The 19,871-nt window shown below is 59.2% G+C and carries 22 protein-coding genes and 1 tRNA gene; 14 read left to right on the plus strand and 9 right to left on the minus strand.

Features of this window, described 5'->3' with window-relative positions; translation table 11 throughout:
* Positions 1-4 precede the first annotated feature (4 nt).
* The 3 genes from AC0L16_RS30195 (at position 5) to AC0L16_RS30205 (ending at position 3,211) form a co-directional block, all read left to right on the plus strand.
* Positions 5-814, plus strand: coding sequence for a transporter (locus AC0L16_RS30195; RefSeq protein WP_473625105.1), 810 nt, complete (start codon positions 5-7; stop codon positions 812-814).
* 67 nt (positions 815-881) lie between these two features.
* The gene (locus AC0L16_RS30200; protein WP_473625135.1) at positions 882-2,204 is read left to right on the plus strand and encodes a DUF3300 domain-containing protein; all 1,323 of its coding nucleotides are present in this window, start codon (positions 882-884) and stop codon (positions 2,202-2,204) included.
* Positions 2,205-2,224: 20 nt separating this feature from the next.
* Positions 2,225-3,211 carry a DUF2950 domain-containing protein gene (locus tag AC0L16_RS30205; protein WP_473625107.1) on the plus strand — a complete coding sequence of 329 codons (987 nt, stop codon included), beginning with the start codon at positions 2,225-2,227 and terminating at the stop codon, positions 3,209-3,211.
* Positions 3,212-3,399: 188 nt separating this feature from the next.
* Here AC0L16_RS30205 and AC0L16_RS30210 read toward each other — a convergent pair whose 3' ends face one another.
* Both AC0L16_RS30210 and AC0L16_RS30215 read right to left on the minus strand, forming a co-directional pair.
* On the minus strand, positions 3,400-5,049 hold the full coding sequence (locus AC0L16_RS30210; protein WP_473625108.1) for an alpha/beta hydrolase: 1,650 nt from the start codon (positions 5,047-5,049) through the stop codon (positions 3,400-3,402).
* 856 nt (positions 5,050-5,905) lie between these two features.
* On the minus strand, positions 5,906-6,421 hold the full coding sequence (locus AC0L16_RS30215; protein WP_473625109.1) for a PTS sugar transporter subunit IIA: 516 nt from the start codon (positions 6,419-6,421) through the stop codon (positions 5,906-5,908).
* A 98-nt stretch (positions 6,422-6,519) separates the two neighbouring features.
* On the opposite strand from AC0L16_RS30215, the gene AC0L16_RS30220 reads away from it, so the two are divergent.
* The 5 genes from AC0L16_RS30220 to AC0L16_RS30240 all read left to right on the plus strand — a co-directional run bounded on the left by AC0L16_RS30220 (position 6,520) and on the right by AC0L16_RS30240 (position 8,717).
* The gene (locus AC0L16_RS30220; protein ID WP_473625111.1) at positions 6,520-6,786 is read left to right on the plus strand and encodes a hypothetical protein; all 267 of its coding nucleotides are present in this window, start codon (positions 6,520-6,522) and stop codon (positions 6,784-6,786) included.
* 71 nt (positions 6,787-6,857) lie between these two features.
* Positions 6,858-7,271 (plus strand): DUF5602 domain-containing protein, encoded by a 414-nt coding sequence (locus tag AC0L16_RS30225; protein ID WP_473625136.1) that lies wholly within the window; start codon positions 6,858-6,860, stop codon positions 7,269-7,271.
* Positions 7,268-7,792: a plastocyanin/azurin family copper-binding protein gene (locus AC0L16_RS30230; RefSeq protein ID WP_473625112.1), complete on the plus strand. Its 525-nt coding sequence runs from the start codon at positions 7,268-7,270 to the stop codon at positions 7,790-7,792. The genes AC0L16_RS30225 and AC0L16_RS30230 overlap by 4 nt, the downstream gene beginning before the upstream one ends.
* Positions 7,793-7,900: 108 nt before the next feature.
* A complete protein-coding gene (locus AC0L16_RS30235) occupies positions 7,901-8,440 on the plus strand; it encodes a sensor histidine kinase (RefSeq protein ID WP_473625113.1) in 540 nt (179 codons plus the stop codon).
* Positions 8,406-8,717: an ATP-binding protein gene (locus AC0L16_RS30240; protein ID WP_473625115.1), complete on the plus strand. Its 312-nt coding sequence runs from the start codon at positions 8,406-8,408 to the stop codon at positions 8,715-8,717. Before AC0L16_RS30235 ends, AC0L16_RS30240 begins: the two co-directional genes overlap by 35 nt.
* A gap of 14 nt (positions 8,718-8,731) precedes the next feature.
* On the opposite strand, the gene AC0L16_RS30245 is transcribed toward AC0L16_RS30240, so the two are convergent.
* Positions 8,732-9,583 carry a LysR family transcriptional regulator gene (locus AC0L16_RS30245; protein ID WP_077377837.1) on the minus strand — a complete coding sequence of 284 codons (852 nt, stop codon included), beginning with the start codon at positions 9,581-9,583 and terminating at the stop codon, positions 8,732-8,734.
* A 158-nt stretch (positions 9,584-9,741) separates the two neighbouring features.
* Between AC0L16_RS30245 and AC0L16_RS30250 the strand changes: the two genes are divergently transcribed.
* Entirely contained in the window at positions 9,742-10,041 is a 300-nt protein-coding gene (locus tag AC0L16_RS30250; RefSeq protein WP_473625117.1) for a hypothetical protein, read from the plus strand.
* Between the two features lie 252 nt (positions 10,042-10,293).
* On the opposite strand, the gene AC0L16_RS30255 is transcribed toward AC0L16_RS30250, so the two are convergent.
* The 4 genes from AC0L16_RS30255 to AC0L16_RS30270 all read right to left on the minus strand — a co-directional run bounded on the left by AC0L16_RS30255 (position 10,294) and on the right by AC0L16_RS30270 (position 14,697).
* Positions 10,294-12,342: a family 16 glycosylhydrolase gene (locus tag AC0L16_RS30255; protein WP_473625118.1), complete on the minus strand. Its 2,049-nt coding sequence runs from the start codon at positions 12,340-12,342 to the stop codon at positions 10,294-10,296.
* Positions 12,343-12,846: 504 nt separating this feature from the next.
* Positions 12,847-12,936, minus strand: a tRNA-Ser gene (locus AC0L16_RS30260).
* Between the two features lie 73 nt (positions 12,937-13,009).
* Positions 13,010-14,215: a tyrosine-type recombinase/integrase gene (locus tag AC0L16_RS30265; protein WP_473625120.1), complete on the minus strand. Its 1,206-nt coding sequence runs from the start codon at positions 14,213-14,215 to the stop codon at positions 13,010-13,012.
* Positions 14,212-14,697 (minus strand): hypothetical protein, encoded by a 486-nt coding sequence (locus AC0L16_RS30270; RefSeq protein WP_473625121.1) that lies wholly within the window; start codon positions 14,695-14,697, stop codon positions 14,212-14,214. The genes AC0L16_RS30265 and AC0L16_RS30270 overlap by 4 nt, the downstream gene beginning before the upstream one ends.
* A 131-nt stretch (positions 14,698-14,828) precedes the next feature.
* Between AC0L16_RS30270 and AC0L16_RS30275 the strand changes: the two genes are divergently transcribed.
* The 5 genes from AC0L16_RS30275 (at position 14,829) to AC0L16_RS30295 (ending at position 17,867) form a co-directional block, all read left to right on the plus strand.
* Positions 14,829-15,038 (plus strand): hypothetical protein, encoded by a 210-nt coding sequence (locus AC0L16_RS30275; RefSeq protein WP_473625122.1) that lies wholly within the window; start codon positions 14,829-14,831, stop codon positions 15,036-15,038.
* Between the two features lie 85 nt (positions 15,039-15,123).
* A complete protein-coding gene (locus tag AC0L16_RS30280; RefSeq protein ID WP_473625124.1) occupies positions 15,124-15,450 on the plus strand; it encodes a winged helix domain-containing protein in 327 nt (108 codons plus the stop codon).
* A gap of 180 nt (positions 15,451-15,630) precedes the next feature.
* Complete coding sequence (locus tag AC0L16_RS30285; protein WP_473625125.1) at positions 15,631-16,758, plus strand: hypothetical protein; 1,128 nt, start codon at positions 15,631-15,633, stop codon at positions 16,756-16,758.
* Positions 16,759-16,943: 185 nt separating this feature from the next.
* Entirely contained in the window at positions 16,944-17,327 is a 384-nt protein-coding gene (locus tag AC0L16_RS30290) for a hypothetical protein (RefSeq protein WP_473625126.1), read from the plus strand.
* Positions 17,328-17,330: 3 nt separating this feature from the next.
* Positions 17,331-17,867, plus strand: a complete 537-nt coding sequence (locus AC0L16_RS30295) for a hypothetical protein (RefSeq protein ID WP_473625127.1) — start codon at positions 17,331-17,333, stop codon at positions 17,865-17,867.
* A gap of 310 nt (positions 17,868-18,177) precedes the next feature.
* On the opposite strand, the gene AC0L16_RS30300 is transcribed toward AC0L16_RS30295, so the two are convergent.
* Both AC0L16_RS30300 and AC0L16_RS30305 read right to left on the minus strand, forming a co-directional pair.
* Positions 18,178-18,381 carry a hypothetical protein gene (locus tag AC0L16_RS30300; protein ID WP_473625129.1) on the minus strand — a complete coding sequence of 68 codons (204 nt, stop codon included), beginning with the start codon at positions 18,379-18,381 and terminating at the stop codon, positions 18,178-18,180.
* Between the two features lie 298 nt (positions 18,382-18,679).
* Positions 18,680-19,318 (minus strand): recombinase family protein, encoded by a 639-nt coding sequence (locus AC0L16_RS30305; RefSeq protein ID WP_473625130.1) that lies wholly within the window; start codon positions 19,316-19,318, stop codon positions 18,680-18,682.
* Between the last annotated feature and the right edge of the window lie 553 nt (positions 19,319-19,871).

The following is a 19,871-nucleotide window of genomic DNA, read 5'->3' on the forward strand; positions in this document are numbered from 1 at the left end:
TGATATGAAAGCAATTCAAACTATTCAGGCGGGCATCGTGCTGACCGCCACATTTGGCTTTTGCGGTTCGGCCGCAGCCCAGGACGACAGCCAGGACCTTGCCAAGAAGCTTTCGAATCCGATCGCGTCGCTTATCAGTGTACCCTTGCAGTTCAACTACGACGAAGGGTTCGGGCCGAACGACGGGCAGAAGGCCGTACTCAACATCCAGCCGGTCGTTCCGATCTCGCTGAACGACGACTGGAACATGATCTCCCGCACCATCCTGCCGGTGATCTGGCAGAACGACATCGCCGGCCCCTCGGGCGAGCAGTCCGGTCTCGGCGACATCACACAGAGCTTGTTCTTCTCGCCGAAGAACCCGGGACCGTCGGGCATCATCTGGGGCGTCGGTCCGGCGTTTCTCGTCCCAACCGCCACCGACGATCTGCTCGGCGGCGGCAAATGGGGCGCCGGTCCCACCGCCGTGGTGCTGAAACAGATGGGCGGGTGGACGGTCGGCGCGCTGACCAATCACATCTGGTCCTTCGCCGGCGACGGCGACCGGGCGGACATCAGCTCCACCTTCCTGCAACCTTTCGTTTCCTACACCACGGCAGACGCCTGGACCTTCGGCGTCAACACAGAAAGCACCTACAATTGGGAAACGGAAGAGTGGTCGGTTCCGATCAATTTCACAGTGGCAAAGCTCGTCAAGTTTGACAAGCAACCGGTCAGCTTCACCGTCGGTGTCCGCTATTGGGCCGAAAGCCCCGACAGCGGCCCCGACGGGTTTGGATTCCGCGGCGTGGTGACGTTCCTATTTCCAAAATAGCCGCCCGGCACAAAGGCCTGCCGGGACGACGACAAACAGGGAGGATAGAAGCATGATGGGCAATGACATGTTGAAGGCGGGCGTTGCGGCGCTGGCGCTGCTGCTTGCCGGGTTTGGTTCGGCGCACCCTGTCCTTGCACAAGAACAGGTCGCGGCGGCTGACGCTTCGGGTGATGCCACGACTTCGCCGGAGCCGCTGAGCGCCGACGAGATGGAGGTCTTGGTTGCGCGGATTGCGCTCTATCCGGACGAGCTGATCGCAGTGATCACTGCGGCAGCGCTCTATCCGCTGGAGATCGTCGAGGCGGCGCGCTTCCTCGACCGCTACGAGAAGGACAAGAGTTTGAAGCCGAAGGAGAGTTGGGACGGCTCCGTGGTGTCGCTGCTCAACTATCCGGACATCGTCAAGATGATGAGCGACGACCTCGAATGGACGCAGACGCTCGGCGATGCCATCGCCTACCAGCAGAAGGACGTGCTGGTTGCCATCCAGCAGCTGCGCGACGAGGCGGTTGCCAAGGGCGTCATCAAGACCGACGACAAGATCCAGGTGGTCAAGGAGAACGACAATTTCGTCATCAAGTCGGCGAGCCCCGAGGTGATCTACGTCCCGCAATATCCCCCGCAGATGTTTTATGAGCCGGATTACGTGTGGGAACCGATCCGCTATTATCCCGATCCTTACCCCTATTATTGGTATCCGGGAGCGACCTTTTTCGCCGGGGCGGTGACGGGCGCCATTTGGGCCGCCGCCGTCGACTGGGACGACTGGGGCGTGTGGGGCGGCCGCTGGAACGGCAACGACATCGATATCGACTGCAACAACTGTTTCAACAACCGCGACTTCAACGGCAATATCAACATCAACGACGTCGACTGGAAGAATGTCGATCGCAGCAAGATCAAGATCGACCGCGATCAGTTGAACAAGTTCGACCAGAACAACATCAAGAACAGGATCGAGAAGAATGGCGACAACGCCATCCGCGACCGCGCCCGCGACATCAAGAAGAACGACAGCCTCGCCAACAGGGCGCCGGGCAAGACGGCGGGAACGAGAGACGTGCGCAAGAGCACGCTGGACGGGCTGAAGGCGAAGCCCGCCAACGTCACCCGCCCCGCCAAGCCCGCCAACATCCAGAAACCTGCGGCCAGGCCTACCGCCAATCGCCCGGCGGCGAAGCCGGCCAAGGTGGATCGCCCGGCTGGCAAGCCGAAACCCGCGGCAAGGGTCGACAACCGGCCGAAGAAACCGTCGGGGCTTGGCAACGTCGATCGCGGCAAGGCGACCAAGGTCAGCTCCAACCGCGGCCATCAATCGATGGGTGGCGGCAGCCGTGGTGGCGGCCACAAGCAGATCAAGCGCTCCGGTGGCGGACGCCAGCGTTAACGGAACGGGAGGACAGGATCATGACACAGTTATTCAGCACCCCCCGTCACACGGGAGTTTTTCATACAATCGTTCTCCGCTCTGTCGGCGCCCTGGCGCTTGCAGTGGGCATCGCTGTCTCGCAGCCAGCCGCCGCACAAGATGCGCCGGAGGCGCCGGAGATCACCGCCTTTGCGGCCGCCGCCGAGCCGCCGGTCTTCGATACGCCGGAGGCAGCGGTCGAAGCATTCAAGCAGGCCCTGAAAGACGCCGGCAACGGTGCGGTTGCGGCCCTTCTCGGCCTCGATGCGGAGAAGCTGAAGGCCGACGAGAACGCGGACGAGACGCTGGCGGCGATCAAGGAGGGGGTGGCCAAGCAGCTTGTCCTCGATGGCGAGGGCGACCGCCGCACGCTGCAGATCGGCGACAAGTTATGGCCGCTGCCTTTTCCGATCGTCAAGGGCGAGGACGGCAAGTGGGCTTTCGACACCTATGCCGGGCTCGAAGAGATCGTGAACCGGTATGTCGGCGAGAACGAGCTCACCGCGATCGAGACGATGCGCGCCTATGTCGACGCGCAGGAGGACTATGCATCGCAGGACCGCGACGAGGATGGCGTAGAGGAGTTCGCGCAGAAACTGATAAGCTCGGAAGGCGCGACCGACGGGCTCTACTGGCCGACCGACGACATCAACGGCGAGAGCCCGGCCGGTGACGCCGTTAGTGAGGTCGAGCTCGAGGATGCGGCCAAGGGCGAAGGCTATTTCGGCTACAAGTACAAGATCCTGACCGGCCAGGGCGACCATATCGCCGGCGGCGCCTACGACTACGTCATAAACGGCAACATGATCGCCGGCTTCGGCCTCATCGCCTGGCCGGCCAAATATGGCGAGACAGGCGTAAAAACCTTCGCCGTCAACCAGCACGGCGTCGTCTACGAGGCCGATCTCGGGCCAACCACCGAGCAGATCGTCAATTACATCGACCGCTTCAACCCGGACGACACCTGGCAGGTCGTGGCCGACTGAGAGAAATGGATCAAAAGCCGGGTTATTTTCGAGTCGATCGGCAAAACCCTCCACTGTGGCAGAAGAGGTGGGCAACACCATGATCCAGCAGGCCTTCGCGGCGAACGCATCAATTTCGCCCAGCCGACGCCCGGAATGGTCGTGAACGGCATACGTCCAGGCGCTTGGCCTTCGCCAGCCGCGGCCCTTCACCGCCGTCGCAAAAATTCCAGCTTCAGCCGGTTGATCTGCTCCGCGGTCCATCCCCGAACGTTAGTCACTTCGATCCAGGCATCGATGTAATGCTCCGGCGCATATACATGCCCGTAGCCCATTGGGGCCGTTGTGGCCATCGCCATGTCGACGGTGAGCTGGAGAAGCGTCACGACCGGATACCATTTGAGGTCGGGAGACACGTCGGAACCGCGCGGCCCCCCCATCCATTCCGGCTGTCGGTACAGGGACCGGTAGTCGAAGAACGTCACCGGGTCGCTCGCATATTGAAGATAGACGATCCGCATCGGTCCCCAATGTGCGTCCGGAATCGCCAGGCCGTTCTCCTGGCTCGTGAACCGCACATACGACCCGTCCCTGAAGCGTGGCAGCCAGGCTGGCGATCCTCGCTCGCGGTCGTCGGTGACGGAACGCCAGATCCTGCTCGGAAATGGCGGGCCGCTCCAAAGTGCCCCCTGATACGGGTTGCCGATCACTTCGAACAACTCGGCGGATTGCTCGGAGCTCAAGGCGCCAAGGCTCAGCCCATGCAGGTAGAGCCTGGGGCGCCTTTCCTTGGGAAGATTGGCCCAATGGCTGTAGATTTCCGCAAAAAGGGTACGAGCGGCCTTGGCGCCATAGCCGGGCTCGACCAGGAGGGACAGCCAGCTTGTGAGATACGAATACTGCATGGCGACGCTCGCGACGTCGCCGCCGTGGAGATATTCGACGGTGTCCATTGCAGCAGGGTCTATCCAACCGGTGCCTGTCGGCATCACCACGATCAGCACCGAGCGATCGAATCCGCCGACGCGCTTGAGCTCGTCGAGGGCGAGCTTTGCGCGCTCCTCGGCTGTCTCCGCAGACCGCAATCCGACATAGACGCGGATCGGCTCACGCGCATCCATCCCCAGGAACGAGCTTAAATCCTTGCTCGTCGGTCCGGTCGCGATGAACTCCCGTCCCGCCCTTCCTAGCTCGTCCCACTCGATCAGCGAGGTATCGCTTCCGGTCTTGCTGGGGTCGGCCGGCTGTTGGGTCTCGGGCTCGATCAGTTCATCGAATGCCTGGAAGGACGAATCCGCGGCATGGAGCGCAAACCTGAAGAAAACGCCGTTGACCACCGTCCAGAATAACGCAGCCGCAGCGGCAATGCCGATCACGTATGACACGCGTTTCGGCACGATCCGGCCAAGCATTCGCGAGATGAACAGGAACGTGACCTGAAACAATCGCGCCAAGAGGATCAAGAGCACGAAGGTCAGCAGCGCGATCAGACCGACCTTCAGGGGGTGCGCAGTGTCTACCGGCTCGAGCCTCATGAGCTGCCGGATCGAATTTTGCCATTCCGAAGCCTGCCAGAGAAACGCGACGGCAACCAGGATGCAGGTGGCCGCAGCGACGAGTTTGATGGCCCGCAAGATGCGGCCCGTGGGCTTGGGCAACTCCAGATAGTCGGCCAGCCAGCGCCCGAACACGCCAAGCCCATATCCGGCCGCGAAAGAGCATCCGGATAGAACGCCTTGCGTTACAAACGTGCGTGGAAGCAGCGTAGGGGTGAGCGAGGCCGCAAAGAAGAGTGTTCCGATCAAAAGGCCAGCGGCTGAGAAGGAACGCCAGAACCTGAAGATCCAGAATAGCCTCATTGGAGCGGCCACGTGCGATCGTTGGTGTGCTTCGAGGCAGCTTGCCGTGCAAGATACGTCGGCGCAACCCGCAACTGCGCGGAACCACGGCGACGCCACGAACTCGATACCAATCTGGAGCAGTCTTTGTTCTGGAGCAGTCTTTCCAAACTTAAGGGGTGCGGAGTATGCGCCCGCCGTTCACCGCGCGTGCCAAAGGAGACTGAGCAGCGCGGCACGATGGCCGAGCTTCATCGTTTGTGGAGGTTAGAATCGGAGTTGGGAACAGAGGCCCCAACGCACAAAGCGCAGGGATAATAGCCACTTACTGTAAATCTGGGCGATTCCCCGATGTGCTTGCCAATGATGTGCGCGGGGCCTGCTTCCGGCCATCCTCTGTAGGAGCGTCGCGCAGTCAATTTAATTGGATGGAAATGGGTGGACAAACGGCAAAGCTAGAAATCGACCCATTACACGCCGATACGATCCGATTGATCTAACGGCTGGCGCTTCAAGGCGACGGCACGTCCGGGCCGATGGGCGCCAAGAACAGGGCTCAGGCCATGCTTGAAAGCCGGGCCAGCAGGCGATCACCCCGCCGATGGTTCGGAACTTCGCCCGGACGGCGCGGGAGCGCATGCGGATCGAGGGCGGCGGCTACCGCCGCGATCATCTCAGCCCAGCGCGTCCAGGTCGCGGACAAGGAAGCCAGCATCATGGGATCGAAAGGTGATTTGCTCAGAGCCCTAGCCGCTGGCGTGGGCGTAACGCCGGCTACGCTCGGCGTTCGCAGTTCTGTTCTGAAATGGCGGAGGGAGAGCAACTGGGTCCAACCTTCTCCAACTCGCACTGGTTCGCGCACGCTGGCAAATGGGATCTAGGCATTGCTCAAGTGCGTGGACACCAGAACGCCAGGCTCGAAGCAGCAAGTATGCAAATTGGTGGAAACTGCCGGAAGCGGCTTAGCTTCGAGCATCGCCAACGCCTCATCGGATGACCGTGCCTGTCGGAGTCGCGTCCGAACCTGAGATGACCGAAGCAGCCGGCATATTTGGGAAAGGGCAGGGAGGAAGGCGGACGTGGCAGAGGCCGGCCAAAGTATAGTGTAAATGAGGTCGACGGGATCGTCGTCCGGACCGTCGAAATCGATAGGCTGAGCCAAACGTGTCAAAGACGCGGCAGGCGAAGAGATCATACCGAGCAGAGCGTGGGGGATCGCGACGCCACGACCGAAGCCGAGACACTCACGGTCGAAAAGACCACGGAGAACCATCTGCTCGTCAAGCCCATTTCTCCGAGCAATCCTGACCGCAATTTTTGACAAGGCTGATTGATTTCCCTTAGTCACAAGATCAAGCGAAATGTCTTCTTCTGACAGGGTGGGGGAGATCATCAGGGTCAACCTCCGTGTCGATCCAGACGCGATCGCAAATGAGCGTTCAGCCGCACTGGTTAAGCAGAACAGAGTTCTCAGTGGACTGAGGAGTGGAGATGAGGCTGGCTGTCCGGACGCGAAGCCAGTGCTTTCTCGCGTCCGGGCTAATGGCCCGTTTTGAGGCGTTTCGGCCCCCGCCGGAAATCGAGCTTGAAAATATTCATGGCAATTCAGAGGTAGTGAAAGATTTTTTGAAATCAAGAAAAACAGGCATTCACCTGACTAGCAGAAATAATGCATTTAAATGCCAGTTATTTTCGTTTGACGAACAGAACAGTCTCCTGCTTGCTGGCTGGGCTCGAACAGGCCGTGTCAAAAAGTGAAAATCGAATTTTTAGGCGGTTTTCCAGATCTTCAGGCGTCGCGATTTTTATTTCAACAAGGAGATACCGTGATGAAAGAACTCGTCCTCGCAGTTGCCCTGACAGTGGGCAGTTCGCTTTGTGCCATGGCGGCGAATGAGGTTACCAAAGCTCCGCCAGCCGCTCCTTACGAACAGGTCAGCAAGCTTGTGAAACTGCCCGACTTCCTGCCGGGCATGGGCCAACTTTTCGTTGATCCGACGACATTGCCTGCCGGACCATTCCTTGCCTATGACCATGATGGCGAGCTTGTCAGCACGATTTATATGCTGCCGATCAAAGACCTCAATCCGGACAAGCGTTTTGACGACCTCGCTTCACCTGGCGGCAATGTCGACCACGTGGACGTCTACTACAATGCCGGCCATCCGGGGGTAGAAGAGCCGCATGTCCATGTCGTGCTGTGGCATGTTTCGGCGGCTGACGAGGCACAGGTCGCCAAATGACACCGACGCGTCGTGAGATACTGGGCGTTGGCGGTGGGCTCGCCGCCGCCCTTTCCCTCTCTTCTCTGGCCGTATCGGGTGGCGAGATGATCGAAGTCAAGATGCGAGGGCGCGACGACGGTTCACACGTTTGGTTCGACCCGATAGGCATTCTGATCAAACCAGGACAGACGATCCGCTGGACCAATCTCAATCCCGGCAATTCGCACACGACGACGGCGTACAATCCCACAAACTTCGAGCGGCCGCTCCGCATGCCCAAAGCGGCAAAATCTTGGGATTCTGACTATCTACTGCCCGACGAGAGCTTTTCAGTTACTTTCACCGAGCAGGGGGTCTATGACTATTATTGCATTCCGCATGAGCATGCTGGAATGGTCGGTCGTATCGTCGTCGGCAGGCCCGAGGCGCATGACTGGACGGAGCTAACCGGAGCGAATGGAGACCTGCCGGACGAGGCCGTCAAGGCGTTTCCGATGGTCGAAGACATCATGACGAAAGGGATCGTGCGGCGCGCCTAGACATGCGTGCAGGAGGCATGACGACCAGCAACAGGAGAACCCAAACGACGATGCGAATGGGAGCGCGAGTTTCCTGTTTGTCGTCAATGATCGATAGGGGCGACCATCATGACTGGCAGTGCGTTTCAATACGATAATAAAACGCGAGCGAAGCGCGACGAGCGCGCTCAGGTAGATATGCCTCTCGGTGCTTGGGCCGCAGCCCAACAACGTGAGCGTGCCACACATCGGCTTGCCGCCTTAGGCGAGATGACTGGCGGTATTGCCCATGATTTCAGAAACCTCCTAGCAGTCATCGGATCCGGCCTGAGGCTTGCCGAAAAAAGAGCCGAGGAGCCCGAAAGCGTGAGGACCTACATTGCGGCAGCGCGGCAGGGAATCGATCGAGGTATCGAACTGACGTCACTGGTACTGGCCTTCGCAAAACATCAGGAACTCGATATCCACGCTGGCAATTTGAATGAATTCCTCAGGTCTTTTGAGCCTTTCCTGAGATATGGCGCCGGCCCCGGTGTCCGCGTCAAGCTGGAACTTGGTACCGATATCCCGAACTGCTTGATCGACCCGGCCCTGTTCGACTCTGCAGTGCTTAATCTCGTAATGAACGCACGAGATGCCAAGTGGCGGGGAGATCCGCGTCACCACTGAGCGATTGGTGCAGACGGCCCCGACGCCTGATCTGCCCTGGCCCGAAATCTACGCATGCGTCCGCGTCAAAGACGATGGTTGCGGCATGGCTCCGGAAGTCCTGCGGAAGGTGTTCGATCCTTTCTTCACGACGAAGGGTGAGAAGGGCACCGGGATAGGGATGTTGCAAGTGCAGGCATTGGCGCAAATGGTTGGTGGTCGGATCCGGATAACGAGTGAACGAGGGATTGGAACAACGGTCGACCTTCTGTTCCCGTCAATCCAAGCGGACCTTTAGACGCCCAACAACTCCTACAATTTGATGTCGGCGCTCGCGACGGAATGCAATCCTGCCAGGGCAGGACCTACCACGCTCTCGTCCGCACTTGCGGATTGCACCGCGTAAACCGGATAGGAGAACTGCGGCATTTCAGGCACAAGGTGCAGCCGGCCGGCCTCTATGTGAGGCTGCACAGAACTCATCCTGAAATATCCGGAGCCGCCAATCGCAAGAACATAGCTCAGTGCGAGCGGACCGAGATCGAAAGAAAGGTCCGGCGCAGCACTCGGGAAATTCATCCCGTGGTGAAGTTCAAAATCCGGCCCCCAATCCATATAAACATAATCGGATTCGTCCAGGAGGCGCGCTTCGGAATTGGTAGTCACGAGGACGAGTTTTTCCTCCAGAAGCAGATCGATCTTCAAACCCGGTCTGTGGGGTGGCGCGTACATGATAGCTAAGTCGACCATTCCTGACGCGACCTGATTGATCAAATCCTGCGGCACATCGACGTGTACTCGAAGTGCAATATCCTGAAGCGATCCGCGCATCCATCGGACCCAATCGAGCAGAAGAGGTTGCGCAAGGCTGACTTCACTGCCAACCGTCAGAACAGCTCGACGTCCCGGGGGCACGGCAACCTGGTGAAGGGTGCGTTGCCATAGTTGGACGAACATCGGGGCGTGGCGCAGAAATTGCTCACCGGCCGGGGTGAGAGAAGCTCCGCCTTTGTGGCGAACAAAAAGCGCGCGGCCCAATTGCTGCTCGAGGTTGCGAATTCGTGCGCTTACGGTCGTCTGGGCGACATTCAAGCGCTCCGATGCCCGAATGAAACTGCCTGTCGAAACGATCTCGATGAAAGTCCGGGCGAGCTCAATGTCCATCAGACATATAGCATAAAAATTGCGTTTAAATGTCAATAACTTTCGTTTGCTAGATAGCTAGCCAGATCAATAGGCTTCGAGAATATCCCACCCAGCTCAGCGCTGGCGCAGCGCCCGTTGGAGGGAGCGCCAGCAAATGACCGAAAGGGAGTTCGACTATGTCCACAGTGCAGCAGCAGGAACTTAGCGTCACCAGTGGTTTGCGCACGGTTGCGCCCGCCCGGTACTATTCAAAGGTCGTGAAATTCATCAACGAGGTCGCCAAGGAGGCGGCCAATGATGCACCGACCTCGGTCGAAATCTTCTCTGACAGCGGCCGCTGGTACTGCCGGGTTCGTCGCGGCGATGAAAAGACCCGGCCGATGGGTCCCTATACCAAACAACAGGCTGAGCGGATCCAGGAAACTCGGAGAATGTTGATCGCAGAAAGAGGAACCTCTCGGATCATGTTCGCGTAAGCGGGGATCTCACGATCACGCCGGCCGGCACACTCACTCTACATGATGGTTCGTCATCGAATTTTTTGAAACGTTGCGAGCAGACTGAGGGACGTCGTCAGATAGAGATTTGATACGTATCGCCTAGCAATATAAATTTAGAGCATCGCTCGAAAAAAGAGGTCACCGCTTTTTCGAACAAAGCGATGCGCAAACAAGAAGTTACAACGGTGCGCTTGATCTCTTTTTCACGCGCACCGCTGTAGCGCCGGATCAGATCACGAAAAAATCGTCGGCCAGCAGCGTCGGCCTGTTCGTCAGCGTCGCGAGCTGTGTCATGCCGCCTGCGACGTTTCCGTTGGAATCGTAAAACAACGCACCCGTAACCTCGTCATAGACGATGTGGTCGTCGGCGTCGTGCGCGCTAGTCCCAGCGAAGAAGAACCTTGGCTCAAGGGCTCCCGTGGTGGCTCCAAGCCCCTGCATTACCGAATTCTGGAGCCTGAATGCATCGGCCGTATGGTCGAAATCCGTGATGATGTCGCGGTTGGCCACTGAGAGCGGCGCGCTGAAAACGAAGGAATCGTTGCCGGCGCCACCAGTAAGCTGGTCAATGCCCAGGCCGCCCGTTAGTGTATCGTTGCCACCCCACCCAAACACAGAATCATTGCCTCGGCCGCCGTCCAGTTTGTTGTCGCTGTCGTTGCCGTCGAGCACGTTGTCGAGGGAATTTCCCGTGGCTCCGACGTTGGCGTTTCCGGTCAGACGCAGATTTTCTACCGCTCGGTTAGCGGCCGCCAGTGAGTACGTGACCAAGCTGAAAATCTGGTCGAGGCCCGCTTCGTCGACGACGTTGTCCAGTGCATTGTCCACATAATAGGTATCGTTGCCGGCACCGCCATTCATCAGGTCGGCCCCGGTCCCGCCATCGAGAAGGTCGGTGCCATCATAGCCCGCTAACCGGTCGCTACCCGCCCCGCCCCTTATGGTGTCGTTGCCGGCAAGGCCGTCCAGCGTGTTGTTCCCATTGTTCCCGGTCAGCTCATTGTCGGAAGAATTGCCGCGACCATTGATAGCGCCAACGCCGATGAGGGTCAGATTTTCGACATATCGTGGCAGTGAATAGGTGCTCGAGCTGAACACCCAATCGTTGCCCGCCGCATCGCCCTCGACCACGCGGTCGAGCGCATTGTCAACATAGTAGGTATCGTTGCCTGCGCCGCCCTCCATCTTGTCGATTCCGACCCCGCCGTCGAGCAGGTTGCTGCCAGCGTTGCCGACCAGCGTGTTGTCGAGTTCGTTACCCATCGCGTCGATGTCGGCAACGCCGGTGAGCGTGAGCTGCTCTATTTGCTGGCCGGACAGCGAATACGTCATCGAGGTGATGACCAGATCGATTCCGGCGCCGTCAGCCTCAATGACTACGTCGAATGCGTCATCGACGCGGTAGGTGTCGTTGCCGAAACCGCCGGACATTTTGTCAGCACCAGCTCCGCCGTCCAGAACGTCATCAAAGCTGCCGCCATTCAGGATATCCGCCGCATCCGTCCCGGTCAGGTGCTGTTCCATCACGTCCGGCGCGGCATAGGCGCGCACGTAGTCGATGACCATCTTGTAGGTGCCGGACGCCCGCTCGAGCTCAAGGGGATTCATGGCAAGCGAGGCCAGCATATAGAGCGGCGTGCGGAAGGACTCGCTCATTGGAAAGCGGCTCAGCTCCTTGCCGTCATAGTACACGGTGATCCAGTCCGTCGTGATCCTCGCGCCGTAGGTGTGAAACGCCCCGTCGAACATCGAACCGGGGAGGCCCGTATAGTTGCCTTTCGAAGCGTGGCTTTCCTTGTTGCTCAAGTGCACCACCTGGTGATGACCATCGGGATCGCCCCCATACGCTTCAACGATGTCGACCTCGACGCGTGGCACAGTCTGATCGGGCGACAGCATCCAGAAAGCCGGCCAGGCTCCCGCCCCGCCGTGAAAGGCTGCGCGCATCTCGAAGTACCCGTACTCTTGCGCGAAACCCTGGCCGGCGCTGTTAACCGTTTGCATCGTTCCAGACTGCCAGACGCCGTCCACCTGCTTCATGGTAATGGTCAGCTTCCCGTCGGAGACGGAGAACGGATTCGTTGCCCCCACCGGCGACATGAACGTGGCGGCCCCATAGGGGGCGTGCACAGGCGCGAACCACTTGCCGGTGCCGTTGTTCGGCACGACATCCATCGTATTGAACTCGTCAGAAAAGGAGAGGTTGAAACCGGAGAGGTTCAGCTCCGATCCCTTGTACTGTCCAGTCCAATCGCCAGGAAGAGCAATCGCAGCCATTGATGGGCTCCTCGTTCGCGCAACATTTTCGCGGTGACCCCACCAGATCTAATCGTCCATTTATTAACGGAAGGGTAATGGACACCGATTCCCCCGCAAATGGGGTCAGTGAGGTTATCCCCAGCGCTTCACGAGAAATTTGGGAGAAGTCGCAAATCGGTTGACGTAGCCGGCACACGATACTGCGAATCCTCCGATACCGTGACGCAGGGCTCGAACGTCGCCGCAACCAGCCGTTCCTTCTCCGCCCCGCGACCAGCGCCGCCGGCGCCTAGTGGGAGTTCACCCAACCATCAGGCTGCTGGCGCACCGCAAAAATTGAAATTGTTCGAATTGAAAGCTGAGAACCAAAAGCGCGAAGTTGAGAGCTTCGGAGAATGTTGAGCCAGAGCACGCCCATTCAGCCCGGGAGGCCGGCAGCCCAGGTTGGCAGCTTAAATTGAAAAGCCCCGCGGTTCTGCGCGGTTCGTGCGTCATCAAGCCGAGGCAGAGAATGTTGCGCAGTGGCGGAGGGAGTGGGATTCGAACCCACGGTGGGCTTGCACCCACGCCGGTTTTCAAGACCGGTGCCTTAAACCGCTCGGCCATCCCTCCAAGTAGTTGACTTTAAAGCGCTTCCTGCCTCTTTGCGGTTTGCTCAAAAGGCCGTTTGCTACGCACTTTGCAACTATATGGTCTTTCGACTTGCGCTTATAGCTACCTGCAACGCCGCGTCAACTTGCTCTGCGGCGTCAGCCTGCATGCCGGGCATGACATGGGAATATAGATCCAAGGTAATCCCGATGGTCGAGTGCCCAAGGCGTTCGCTGGCGACCTTTGGATGAACGCCGGCCGATAGCATCTGCGTGGCGTGGGTGTGCCGAAGGTCATGAAAGCGGATGCGGGGCAGGGCGGTCTTGCCCAAGACGCGCACCCACTCGTGCGTGAGCGACCTTGGCTGCAACGGTGAGCCGTCGACCTGGGCAACCACGAAGCTGTCGCCGTTCGGCCTAAGCCCCAAACGGAGCTGTTCCTCGGCTTGCCGGGTTCGATGCGCTTTCAGCTCTGCAACGCTGCTGGCCGAAAGCGCCACTGTTCGCGCTCTGCCAGACTTCGGTTCTTTGTACCGCACTCCGTCATCCGTCTGCTCGGCGCTTTCTTCGATAGACATCTGCCGGCGGTTGTCCCCGAGGTCCAGGTGATGCCAGCGCAACGCCAGGATTTCGCCGCGGCGCAGGCCGCACGTCACTGCCAGCAAGACCGGGATGAACATGCGCGTCGGTCGGAGTGTTTCGAGCAATGTGGCCGTCTGACCCACGTCGTACGCAAGCATTTTCTTCCGCTCGACCTTCGGCGGCGTCGTCGCCCGCGCCGGATTGCGCGACAGCCTTTCCCATGTCACCGCCTGGCCCAACGCCTTGATAAGCACGCGGCGGTAGTGGTGGACGGTACGGGGCGACAGTGGCGGAAGGGGCGCGGGCGGTTCCCCATCCTTCTTCTTGCGATGGTCAACTCGGGGCGTTGTCAGCGCCGTGGTGAAGGCCGCGTCTATCCGGTCGGTCTTCAGCTTGGACAGAACCACATTGCCGATGAGCGGCGCCAGTCCCTTCCGGCAAATCTCGGCGTATCGCTCATGCGTCTTTGGGGCGACTGACGGCTTGATAAACGCCAGCCATTCGTCAAGAAACTCGGCGACCGTCTGCTTGGTAGGCTCGACGTAGAGCCCCTGGTCGAGAACGGTGATGAGCCGGGAGCATTCCTTTTGCGCCTCACGCTTGGTGCCTTGGAAGCTATGCCATTTGCGTTTCTTCTTGCCGGTCTTTGGGTCGATCTCGCCGACGTCGAGGACGATTGCCCAATGCCCTGGGCTGCGCTCGCGGATGTGGCCTTTCACTGCTTCGGCTCCATCGTTCGCTTGCCCATCATGCGACGGAGCAAGCCGCTAATCATTTCATGAACGCTATTTCGGGAAAGCAATCTTCTCGGGCGAGGCACAAAATCCCGATCGAGCTTTTCGTAAAGGTCGGCCGCCAGCCGGTAGAGCGTCCACAGGTGATCATATCCACCTTTCCCAATCAGGTCTGAGTAGAAGAACGCGATTTCCAAAGCCTGCTCTCTCGATATGGCCTCGTCTTTTGGCAGCCGTCCCAGAAAGGATTCGATCTCTTGCTCGGCGATGGCAACGTCATCAATCGCCGCGTTGGCCTTGGCTATAAACGCTTCAAGGTCGCCGAGCGTTGTCATTCCCGCCGCCATCAGTCGGCGAACGGCATCGGCCCTCGTGGCAACTCGGTTCTGAAACCGCCAGTCGTCAATCGCGTTCAGCTCTGCGTCTGACATCATTATCGGTATTCGGTTTTCTCGCAGATCGACCATTATTTTCCCTTTATCCCCAAGAAGCTATACAAAAACGGCACAAGAAGCACAAGTGGCACTTGCAGGGAACATTTCCGGTACGTAGTATCACTGAACGGTGCAATTCGTGCCGTTCAAATAAGGTTCGTAAAATGACACTTCAGGAAGCTCTGACAAAGGCGACCGTCTCGGTCCCTATTGCGGGAAAGGTCTTTTTCGGCCTTGCCCGAAATGCCTCTTACGATGCGGCCAAACGTGGCGACATCGCAACTATTCGGATCGGTGGCAAGAAAGTCGTTCCAGTGGCGCCGTTAGCCGAAAAGCTCGGCCTGCGCTCTACCGCACGGAGCGGGGAAGCTTGAGCGGTCCGTCTGGACAACTAACCGCTCAAGCCAATCTGGCCCCGATTTTTCCCAACCCCTTGCAGAGCACGAAAGGAACCAGACCATGCAGGACATAGCAGGAGAATTTCCCCAGGCGAAATCAATTCCGGTGATAGCGCCGACGAAATGGATCGAGCCTGACGGTCGCATACTGAAGTTCGACGGCCGCGCCGCCTGGATGATGCGGGTGCTGGTCAAAGCCGGCCGGCGGGGCGTGACCACCCTCGAATTGCCAGCCGGCGTCAGAGTAAGTCACTGCGTCCTGCGGCGTGCCGGTTTCACCGTTTCGTCTCCGCGCGAAAGCCACGGGGGTCCTTTCCCAGGGACCCATTCCAGATATCGGTTAGAAACCGAAGTGACAATCCTCGAAGACATGGCAGTCGCCGCTTGAGCGCCGCCGCTGACCAGTCCGCAAACCCCGTCGACCTCGCGGCCAACTGGCTGGCTACCGGCTCGGCGGATCGCACCAAAGCGTTGGTGCCTCAACTTCAGGATCGGTTCGGCCTGACTGCATTGCAGGCCGTCCAGGCAATGCGAGAAGGCCACTTGATCACGGCGAGGGATGCGTAGGTTGGACGAAGCGCAAACCCCTCTGTCACTTCGATGGGAGCACCGGCCTCACTGGCCGGCCCTTCGCAAAGAGTATGGCGGCTCTGAAACAACGGCCGCCATTATTCTCTCACTTGTCACCGCTGATGGTGCTGTTTCGTATTCGCGCAATCGCAATCACTACGCCCGGCCGCGCCGCTACAAAGAGTCCCTCTACACTTACCTCAAGGTGACGGGCTCGGCCGACTATCTCGATGGCGTCGGCCTTGTTCATCATGACAAGGTGCCACCCAATCATCGGAGGTGGCAAAGCTCGATGGTAGCCACGCCTGAGCTAATCGAGCGAACCGGCAAAATACTGAGCGCTGGTCCGGCTCTTTTAATCGCCAGACCTCGGGAAAGTATCATCCTTCGAGACGCGGACAAAGAGCCTATCGACTATCGCGACACCCCCACGATTCGCCGGATGCGCCGTCGTGTCGAAGAGATGAACGAAGCCATTCGCGGCACGCTTCTAACGGGCGTCCTGCCGTCTCCGATGGTTCGAATATTCAACCGCACCTTCAACCGAGGTGGCCGCTATTACGCATTAGGTGGAGGCTGGCAGTCGATGAGCAAAGAAGCGCGAAAACTGATTACGATCGGCGGCGAGAGCGTCGTAGAGATTGACTACAAAACCCTGCACCCAGCTCTCCTATACGCCGAGGCGGGCGCAGCTTTGCCCGAAGACTGCTACGCCATAGCAGGTTGGCCGAGACCGCTCGCCAAACTTGGATTGCTTGTTCTGGTCAACGCCCCAACCAAGGCAAAAGCTCGCCTTGCCATTGCGCATCACAAGGAGATGGCGCCGGTTGCGGGGCCTGGATCGCAATTGGCGTTTGCAGCGGCAGACCAATTGATAACCGATGTGAAGCAGGCTCATCACCGCATCGCTAAGTACTTCCACTCTGACAAAGGCGCGGAACTTATGTGCCTGGACAGCGCCATTGCCGAAACTGTCATGCACTTGATGCTGATGGCTGGCGTCACGGTCCTGCCGGTACATGACAGTTTTCTGGTCCAAGCGTCGAAGGCCGAATTGCTTGAAGAGGCAATGCAGAGGGCGGCCTACGAGACTGGAATAGAAGCCCTGCAAGTCACCTTTGGCTGAAGGAAATTACCTAATGGATACAGGAACGTGTGCCATAAACGTCTTACATATGGAGAGAGGTGCCCCGGCCTCTTCCCCCTCCGTCTCTCCTGTTCGGCCGTTTTTTGCTGTCTTAAGGGGGAAAAACAGGATTTGGGCGCGAAAGCCAAAAAATTTTTTGGCCCTCGAAAAGGAGGGGTGCCAGCATGACGGTGATTGAGACTGAGGGGGGCCTCGTTGTGGTCGACGACGGTTCGCCGAATGATCGGCGAACGCTCGCCGGACCATTCCCGAAGAATGCGGAAGCGTGGCGCGCTGCCGATCGGCTAGCGGACTCGCCGGTATCGACGGCCGAAAAGCGTGCGGACTGGATATCGAGCAAGATCCTGTCGAGCGGCCCGATGCCGGTCGGCCCGAAGAAGAAGACCAAGCGTGAGCGCAAGCAAGCCAAAGCCGCCGCGAAGGCTCCTCGTTGGGTCCGCGACATCGCAGCGGCAAAGTTCGATCCGCATGGCAACCGTAATGGCAACGTTCCTGTCCAGCAGGGCAAGGTGCCGCTTAATCGCATTCGTGAAATATGGGCGGCCTAATCCATGACGGCAAAAGCAGAAGTCCTTCCCAAGCCCGATAGCGCGAGCCAAGCGAAGCCGTCGCGCCTCTTAAAGATCAAGGGCAGCACCGTCACGATCGATCATACGGCAGCCCAGAAAGCCTTCGGGTCATCAGACGAAGATTTCATCAATGGCTTCCTGCGCCAGCTGGTGAATGTCGGCAGCCACGGCAAAACGCCAGACGATAAGGGCACGGCCTTTATCGCCTCGATCGTGAAAGGCATTGAACCGCAGGATCAGATCGAAGCTATGCTGGCATCGCAGATGGCTGCGGTGCACATGGCGACAATGACGTTCGCCCGCCGCCTTGCTCACTGCGAAACTATCCCGCAGCAAGACAGCGCCGAACGTGCTTTCAACAAGCTCACCAGGACATTCGCGGCCCAGGTCGAAGCCCTAAAGAAATACCGCACGGGCGGCCAGCAGCACGTCACCGTGAAGCACGTCACGGTGAACGAAGGCGGCCAAGCTATTGTCGGCAACGTCTCGCATGGGGGGCAGGGTGACGGAAAAAAATAACGTCAACCTCATGAACCTAGCGCCTCGGTGTCATGCTCGGTCGAAGCGGACGGGTTGCCAGTGTCGATCGCCAGCGGTGAGGGGCAGCGCAGTCTGTCGCATGCACGGTGCGGGCGGTGGCGCACCTGAAGGCAAGCGGAACGGCAACTATCGCAACGGAGGCAGGACGAAACGCACAATGGCAGCCTTGGCGGTTGTCCAGGCAATGGCGCGAATATGTCGGCAGACGATAGATGATCTACCGGATTAACTGGGGAGTAGTCGCCATGCTGCTCGCCGCCGCCTTCATTCTGGCGTTGTGCCTGCGTCCTTAGCTTGCGGCCTTGATCGAATGAAGGGTTGTTTCATCCAAGAGCTTGACGAGATGTTGCAACTCGCTATGCGGCAAAAGCTCCCCGCTGCCGGCGTGGCGGCGATCCTTGGGAAGGCGCGGCTCCTGGGCCTCGTCGTAGACAGGACCGAGGTCGCGACGGTCATCAGAAAACCGGCCCGGTCGCCGACCAGCGATACGCAAGTCAGTCTCGAGGAGTGGCAAGCCAAGTTCGCGCCGAGGCGCGCGAACTAGGGCGGCGCCTAGGCGCGCGTTCGGCGCGCCGGCTTCCGAAGGCCGACCAAGGCGTCCCATCGGCTGTGCGGCCTTCCCTCGGCCAACATGGGCCGATTTCGGGCTCGCCTACCAATGCGTTCCGAGCGCAGGCTGGCCCGCTGGGGCTTCTTCTTCCGTCGTGGTCATCTCGGCGCTGCCGTTACCATATGCGATAGTGAGATCCCGTCTTTGGCCAACCCTTCGGCGATGAAGGCGACTCGTTGGGCTACATCGCCCAGAGAGCCAACGCTCGCTCCGCCACGGCACGATTGTCTCGGATGCGTAACACCGCCTGGCGGGAAAGGCCCGTTGTCTTGGCAATTGCCGAGGGCCCAGTACCGATTTCGAGCATGGTGGTGACGGTCTCCAATGTCTCGCGATCATAGCTCGGCTTGCGTCCACGGTATCTCTTCTGCTCGCTTGCCTTGGCAGCGGCAATTCCAGCCCTCTGGGCTTCTCTGGTGGCCGTGGCCTGTGCTTCTGCCGTGGCTGCCATGAATGCGATCAAGGCGTCTCTGACGGCTTGCTGGATGGGATCTTTGGTGGCGCCATCGAAGACCATGCAGTTGATGACGGTCTTGATGACGACGCCGTCGCGCATGAAATGTCGGATGCTGTCGGATACGTCCCGGTAGTCCCGGCCTAGTCGGTCGACCCAGCGCACGACGAGAGTGTCGCCGGGCCGAAGGATGTCAAACAACCTCTTGCCCTGGGGTCGTTCCGCCAGCTTGGTCGAGACCCCCGATACTCCGTTGTCGGTAATGACTGTGTCGATCTTGAAGCCGGCCTGCTCGGCCTGTGCGCGTTGATGGTCCGCCGACTGATCAGCTGTGGAGACGCGAGCGTAGAGAACGGTCTTGGTCACTGACAATGCTCCTGTCCATTAGGGATGTGTCCGTTGTCTATATTGCCCGTTGATGGAAATCAACCCTAACGGACAAGCTAAAAGAAGCAGATAAATTTTCCGCTAGGGTATACCCCAACGGACGGCTCGCTGCGTTTCTTTATCCCGCGATTTCGGGATGATGGCGGGCAGGACCACACCGCCTCCGCGACGGTGGGGGCCCGGCATTGTCGGCAGGCCGGGTGGGCGCCACTTGTGGGGCCCCTGTCAAGTGCGCCCGATCGACACCCCCGTTCACAGTTCGGGACCGCCTCATGGCTGGCGGCTCTGGTTCCCAAAACCCAAATCACTCTGAACGACCGAGTTCGGACCCCTTTGGGGACGTTCGTTCGCCCCGGCCGAATTCACCATAGCAGTCGTCGCGAATACGCTACCCGAACGTCGCGAAAGGATGGGAATGTTTGCAGCTTCGCGGCGTTTGGCGACCATGTTGCGCATTGCGACCGCCGAACCCGGCTGACGCGAGGTTTGGAACTCCAATGCGTCGCTTCAACCAGCGGCGTCAGAGTCCGTG

It is taken from the genome of Mesorhizobium sp. WSM4848 (assembly GCF_055811375.1).